At 62.2% G+C, this 6,334-nt stretch carries 6 protein-coding genes; 2 read left to right on the top strand and 4 right to left on the bottom strand.

Annotated elements, in window-relative coordinates; translation table 11 throughout:
- The first annotated feature begins 148 nt into the window (after positions 1–148).
- A complete protein-coding gene (locus tag XX99_RS10570) occupies positions 149–1,174 on the top strand; it encodes an aldo/keto reductase (protein WP_050059388.1) in 1,026 nt (341 codons plus the stop codon).
- Positions 1,175–1,391: 217 nt separating this feature from the next.
- Here XX99_RS10570 and XX99_RS10575 read toward each other — a convergent pair whose 3' ends face one another.
- The 4 genes from XX99_RS10575 to XX99_RS10590 are packed head-to-tail and all read right to left on the bottom strand — an operon-like array spanning position 1,392 to position 4,476.
- A complete protein-coding gene (locus XX99_RS10575) occupies positions 1,392–1,922 on the bottom strand; it encodes a DinB family protein (protein WP_050059285.1) in 531 nt (176 codons plus the stop codon).
- Complete coding sequence (locus XX99_RS10580; protein WP_082125448.1) at positions 1,923–2,972, bottom strand: glycine betaine ABC transporter substrate-binding protein; 1,050 nt, start codon at positions 2,970–2,972, stop codon at positions 1,923–1,925. It lies immediately after the preceding gene.
- Positions 2,973–3,016: 44 nt separating this feature from the next.
- Positions 3,017–3,649: an ABC transporter permease gene (locus XX99_RS10585; protein ID WP_050059286.1), complete on the bottom strand. Its 633-nt coding sequence runs from the start codon at positions 3,647–3,649 to the stop codon at positions 3,017–3,019.
- Positions 3,649–4,476, bottom strand: a complete 828-nt coding sequence (locus tag XX99_RS10590; RefSeq protein WP_082125449.1) for an ATP-binding cassette domain-containing protein — start codon at positions 4,474–4,476, stop codon at positions 3,649–3,651. Before XX99_RS10590 ends, XX99_RS10585 begins: the two co-directional genes overlap by 1 nt.
- A gap of 331 nt (positions 4,477–4,807) precedes the next feature.
- On the opposite strand from XX99_RS10590, the gene XX99_RS10595 reads away from it, so the two are divergent.
- Positions 4,808–6,193: a nicotinate phosphoribosyltransferase gene (locus XX99_RS10595; RefSeq protein WP_197081867.1), complete on the top strand. Its 1,386-nt coding sequence runs from the start codon at positions 4,808–4,810 to the stop codon at positions 6,191–6,193.
- The last annotated feature ends 141 nt before the right edge of the window (positions 6,194–6,334 follow it).

Here is a 6,334-nt window from a genome sequence, read left to right on the forward strand (position 1 = left end):
TCTTGTCTCCGGGCTTCGGTGGTGCCCCACATCTCAGAAGCGAGATCTGGGGCACCCGTTCCGTACTTTGAAGAAAAACTGCGCTCCGATGCATCCAAACAGCAACGGAGCGCTCACCGCGCTTCACCCCTTGCTGGAGATATCTTTCATGGAACGCCGAGACTTCCTCAAGTCCGCTGCTGCGGCTGCCGTCACTTCGGTAGCCTCGCCTTCATCTGCAACCACCGAAGCGCGCGCCGCGAGCGGCAGCCCTCTCACCCGTCCCGAATCTCCAGAGATGCAGTATCGCGAGCTGGGGCGCACCGGCGAACGCGTCTCGGCGATCGGGCTGGGTGGTTATCACGTGGGCAAGCAGGCCGATCCGGCGGAGAGCATTCGCCTGATTCGCAGCGCCATCGACCGCGGCATCACCTTCATGGACAACTGCTGGGACTACAACGACGGCATCAGCGAAGTGCGCATGGGACAGGCGCTGCGCGACGGCTACCGCAGCAAGGTTTTCCTGATGACCAAGATGGATGGGCGCAGCAAAGAATCCTACAACGTGCAGCTGGAGCAGTCGCTGGGGCGTCTGCAGACGGACATGATCGACCTGGTGCAGTTCCACGAGGTCATCCGCCTGGAAGACCCCGACCGCATCTTCGCACCGGGCGGCGCGATGGAGGCGGCGGTGGCAGCGCGCGACGCGGGCAAGATCCGCTACATCGGCTTCACCGGCCACAAAGATCCCTATGTGCTGCTGCGCATGCTGGAGATGGCGGACAAGCACAACTTCCACTTCGACACGGTGCAGATGCCGATTAACGTAATGGATGCCCACTTCCGCTCGTTCACCAAGGAAGTGCTTCCCGTGGCGCAGCAGAAGGGTATCGGCGTGCTGGCGATGAAGACCTTCGGCGATCATTTCATTCTCGACAGCAAGACGGTGGAACCGATCGAGGCGTTCCATTACTCGCTGACGCTGCCCGTCTCAGTGGTCATCACCGGCATCGACTCGCCGCAGATTCTGGAGCAGGCCGTGACCGCGGCGAAGACCTTCAGGCCGATGAGCCAGGAGCAGGTCGCTTCCCTGCTGGGGCGCACCCGCGAAGCGGCAGCGGATGGCCGCTACGAGCTGTTCAAGACCAGCTCGCACTTCGACGGCACAGCGCAGAATCCGAAGTGGCTGGGGTGATGGGCGCTGGCTGCCTACGCTGCTTACAGCGCGGTTCTTATAGCCATTCCCTTATTCTGCACACTACTTCGTCATTCTGAGCGCAGCGAAGAATCTCGGCGATGCAGGCGATGATTTCATCCTGTTCATCGCCCCGATTCTTCTCCCTTTGGTCGTCGGAATGACGTTTGTTAGTGATCGGAATGACGTTTGGAAATGAGGCTGAGATGTCCGACGCCTATCTTCCCGCCTTGAGCACTTTGGCGGTGGTGACGATCTGGCCTACGTGACGCTGGGTGTGGTCGGCGAGATGCACGAGCAGGCCGCCTACGCTGGTGGGCAGCTGCTTTTTCCCGACTCCACGCGGCTGTTCGAGATCGGCTCCAGAGAAGGCGCGGACGCGAGCAGCTGCGGACTCCAATCCATCTTGAAATTCGGTGAAGAGCTCTTCGCGGGTCGTTCCGGGATCCGACTCACGCTTGAGCTCGACGATCTGTTCGGAGCTTAACTGGTTGCCCTCGGCGTAGCTGAGCAGGCGATCGAGACTGCGCGGTATATGACGGAGGTGATATGCGATGGGCGTGAGTCCGCTGGGCGATGCGTGCAGGTCGGTCTCGCTCAGGCCCGCGCACCAATGGAGAACGTCCTCGCGGCCGAGATCGAAGGCGTGGAGAACCGCGCGCAGTACGGCAGGGAGATCGGTGTAGGTTCCTCGCAGCCACGGTTCAGGCTGGGGCACGGCTGGGGGAGGTTGCACACTTGTCGTCATTCAGAGTCCCTTCTTCTTACGAAATTCTCGCACGACCTCGGCGGGATCGCGATGCTGGCCGTCGACGGCCTGGTTCATGGTGCGCATATCGTCGGCGGTAATCCTGCCGGCAAGCGCGTCGAGCGCGGTCTGGATCTGCGGCCAGCGCCGGAGGGCCTCCTCGCGCACCAGAGGCACGGCCTGGTAGGGCGGGAAATAGTGCTTGTCATCTTGAAGCACGGTGAGACCGAAGGCCTGGATGGGCCCATCAGTGGAGTTGCCAGCGATCATATCGACCTGGCCGGCATTGAGGGCACGGTACAAGAGCCCGAGATCCATGGTGCGCGGCGATCCGGCAAACTTTAGGCCATAGGTTGCGCTCAGGCCGGGCAGGCCATCGGGACGCTGCTCGAATTCATAGCCCACGCCCAGCCGCCACTGCGGCGTGTACGGCGCGGCCTGACTGAACGCAGCTAGGTGCAGCCGGCGCGCGTCGTCGCCGCGGATGACCATGGCGAAGGTGTTCTCGAAGCCCAGCGGAGGCGCGACGGTGATGTTGTAGCGCGAGGCGTAGAGGCGGCGGACGGTGTCGAGCACCCGCTGCGGATCGCGATCGAGAGGCTGCTTGAGGATGGCGGTGAGCGCGGTTCCGGTGTACTCGACATAGCCATCGATGCGGCCCGCGACCATGGCCTGCTGGCAAATGTAACTGCCGGCGAGATAAAAGCGGCGCTCGACCTGGAGGTTGGATTTAGCTTCGATCTCCTGCGCTAAAAGTTCGCCGAGGACCACCTGCTCGGTGAAGTTCTTAGCTCCGATGACCGGGTGGTTGGGTCGGGGTGGCGCGCAGGCGGTGAGGATGGCGCAGAGTGTAACCGTTATGGTGGCAAATATTGCGGTTATTGGCTTGTGGCTAGTATTCGACGCGTACTTTCGCTGAGATTCTTCGTCGCTTCGCTCCTCGGAATGACGGGCATGCAAAGAATGACGGCCGCTTGTGCGCTCAGGCTCGTCGAGATTCCTCGTCGCGATGCTCCTCGGAATGACGTCTGTAGAGGGAATAACAGCCATTGGAAGAATGCGGTCCGATGATGTGAGCTGCTTCTCCATTGACATTATTGGGAGGGTGGCTGGAACCAACGCTCGAGCAGGCCGAGGCCTCCGTCGGCGGCGAGCGCGAGCAGCGCCGCGGGGATGGCTCCCGCCAGCACCAGCCGATTGTCGACGGATGCGACGCCGCGGAAGATGAGCTCGCCGAGGCCGCCTGCTCCCACTGCGGCGGCGATAGTGGCGATGCCGACGCAGGTGACGGTCGCGGTCCGGAGGCCGGCGAGGATGAAGGACGTGGCGAGTGGCAGCTCCACCTTGAAGAGACGCTGGGTGCCGGTGAGGCCGAGAGCGCGGGCAACTTCGAGGACCGCAGGATCGATGCCGCGAATGCCTGTGTACGTATTGCGCAGGATGGGCAGCAGCGCGTAGGCAGTGAGCGCGACGATGGCGATGCGGGCGGCGCGCTCGCCCAGCCAGGGCAGCGGCAGCAGGAAGCCGAACATGGCCAGCGAGGGGATGGTCTGCAGGATATTGGCGAGGGCGATGACCGGCTTCGCCCAGCGCGGCGAGCGGGTGAGCCAGACCCCGGCCGGGACGGCGATAGCCGTCGCGCAGAGCATGGCCGCTCCGGTGAGCCAGAGATGCTCGAGGGTGAGCTCGGCGATGGTGGAGCCGTATTGGGAGAAGAAGCCAGGCATTACTTGTAACCGCCTTCTTCTGGAGCGTAACCGCCTTCGGCAGGAGATGTGGCCGGCAACGGCTGGTCATCGCCTGCCTGAGCGTTGCGGGCTCCGCGGCGAAAGGCATTGACGTACTGCTGAACCTCGGGCTGCGTGGACGCGAGGAACTCCGAGGCGGGGATGTCCACGACCAGCCGGCCCTGGTCGAGCAGCACGATGCGGTCGGCGAGGTAGAGAGCTTCGTCGAGATCGTGGGTGACGAGCAGCACTGTCTTCTTGAGGCGCTTCAGCAGGTCGCGCAGCATGTCCTGCATCTCGGCGCGGGTGAGCGGATCGAGCGCGCCGAAGGGCTCGTCCATGAGCAGGATCTTGGGCTCGCCTGCCAGGGCGCGGGCCAGGCCCACACGCTGGCGCTGGCCTCCGGAGAGTTGATGCGGATGGCGTTTGGCGAAGCTCTTGGGGTCGAGGCCGACGGTGGCGAGGAGATCGTGACTGCGGCGGATACGGTCGCCGGACTTGTGTCCGTGGCACTCGGGAACTACGCCGACGTTGCGCTCCACGGTGAAGTGGGGAAAGAGGCCGGTCTCCTGAATCACGTAACCGATGTCGCGGCGCAGCGCGATGATGTCCATCTCGCGAACCTTCTGGCCGTGGACGAGGACTGCGCCGCCGGTAGGCTCGACCATGCGATTAACGGTGCGCAGCAGCGTCGTCTTGCCCGATCCGCTGCGGCCGAGGATGGCGGTGGTGGTTCCCTCTTCGAGCGCGAGCGAGATGTTATCCAGGAGCAGGCGGCCCTGCGGCGTGGAGAAGAAGAGATCGCGGAACTCGATGGCTGCGCTCATGGCCGAGTTTCTCTAGTGTATGGCCTTTGCTTGGATGCTATCGCGGGAGTTTCTCTGTGGTGGGTTCGTGGAGGAATCTTCCTTCAGCGGCGGAAGCCCGTACCCTTGAAGAACGGGAATGGCTTTGCGGCACCCTCCTGCTCCCTATCGAAAGTTGTCGTCCTAAGCGAGCGAAGCGAGTCGAAGGATCTGGAGTTTGCCCGTGCCATGCCCCATGACCAATTTTGTGTCCACAGCCCACATTCCGAATAGAAGGAGAAACTACAGATCCCTCGGCTTCGCTCGGGATGACAGATTTATTTTGCGAACCGTTTAGTAAAGTGGATCTATCGTGATCATCAACCTTGCCAGGCGCGCGCACAACCATAACTGGGAGCTGGATCCGATTACCCGTTCCCTGCTGGACACGGATTTCTACAAGCTGCTGATGCTGCAGTTCATCTGGAAGCGGTTTCCAAAGACGACGGTTTCGTTCTCGCTGATCAACCGCTCGAAGCAGGTGCGGCTTGCGGATGCCATCGACGCCGATGAGCTGCGGGCGCAGCTGGAGCAGACCAGGAAGCTGCGCTTCCACAAGTCCGAGCTGATATGGCTGGCCGGCAACACGTTTTATGGGCGCCGCGGCATCTTCGAGCCGGCGTTTCTGGAGTGGCTGGAGCGCGACTTCCGGCTTTCGGACTACCAGTTGTCCGTACACAACGGGCAGTTCGCGATGACCTTTCACGGTTCGTGGCCGGAGACGACGATGTGGGAGATCTATGCACTCTCCGCCATCAGCGAATTGAAGACGCGGGCCAGCCTAAAGGCGCTGAGCGAGCTTGACCTGGACATCCTTTACGCGCGCGCCAAGACACGGCTGTGGGAGAAGATGGCGCGGCTGCGCGGCGTTCCCGGACTGCGCGTGAGCGACTTCGGCACACGGCGGCGGCACAGCTTTCTATGGCAGGAGTACGTGGTCAAGGCCATGAGCGACGTACTGGGCGCAAGCTTTACGGGCACATCGAACACCTACCTCGCGTACAAGCACGATCTCGAAGCTATCGGCACCAATGCGCATGAGCTGCCCATGGCGCTGGCGGCAATGGCGCACGACGACGAGGAGCTGAAGTCGTCACAGTACCGGTTACTTGATATGTGGCAGCAGACCTACCAGAAAGAATTGTTGATCCTGCTGCCCGATACCTTCGGGACGACGCAGTTTTTGCGCGATGGTCCGGACTGGGTCGCCGACTGGACCGGCCAGAGAGCGGACAGCAAAGATCCCTACGTGGCGGGCGATGAATACATCGCCTGGCTCAAGCAGCGCGGGCGCGATCCGCGGCAGAAGCTGTTCATCGCATCGGACGCGCTGGATGTGGAACAGATTCTGGGGCTGCATGCCTACTTCGCCGGAACCATCCGCGAGGGTTTTTCTCCGGCGGATTTTCAGAGCGGCCGCGACTTTCTCGATGAACGGAAGTGGTCTCCGGAGCGGCGTATCCGATTCAGCGCAGGCTGGGGCACTCTGCTGACCAACGATTTCCGGGATTGCAATCCGCTGGGCAATGACGGCTTCGATCCCATCAGCCTGGTGTGCAAGCTCAACGATGCTGATGGCAGGCCGGCGGTGAAGCTCTCGGACAACTTCGAGAAGGCCATGGGACCGGCGGAGGAGGTCGAGCGCTATCAGAGGGTCTTCGGGCTGGCCGGCGTAGCGCATGTTCCGGTGATTGCGTAGGACTGGCCGTCCTGGCGGAGCCGCCTTTGGCGCGCCGGGGATTGTGTCATCCCGCATCTCGAAGGCGAGATGTGGGGCACCTGTGATGTTTCTAGAGGTTGTCCATTCGATTTGAACCGGAGAAGCTGGTTGTGACGAGCA

The organism is Silvibacterium bohemicum (assembly GCF_001006305.1).
Lineage (GTDB): Bacteria > Acidobacteriota > Terriglobia > Terriglobales > Acidobacteriaceae > Silvibacterium > Silvibacterium bohemicum.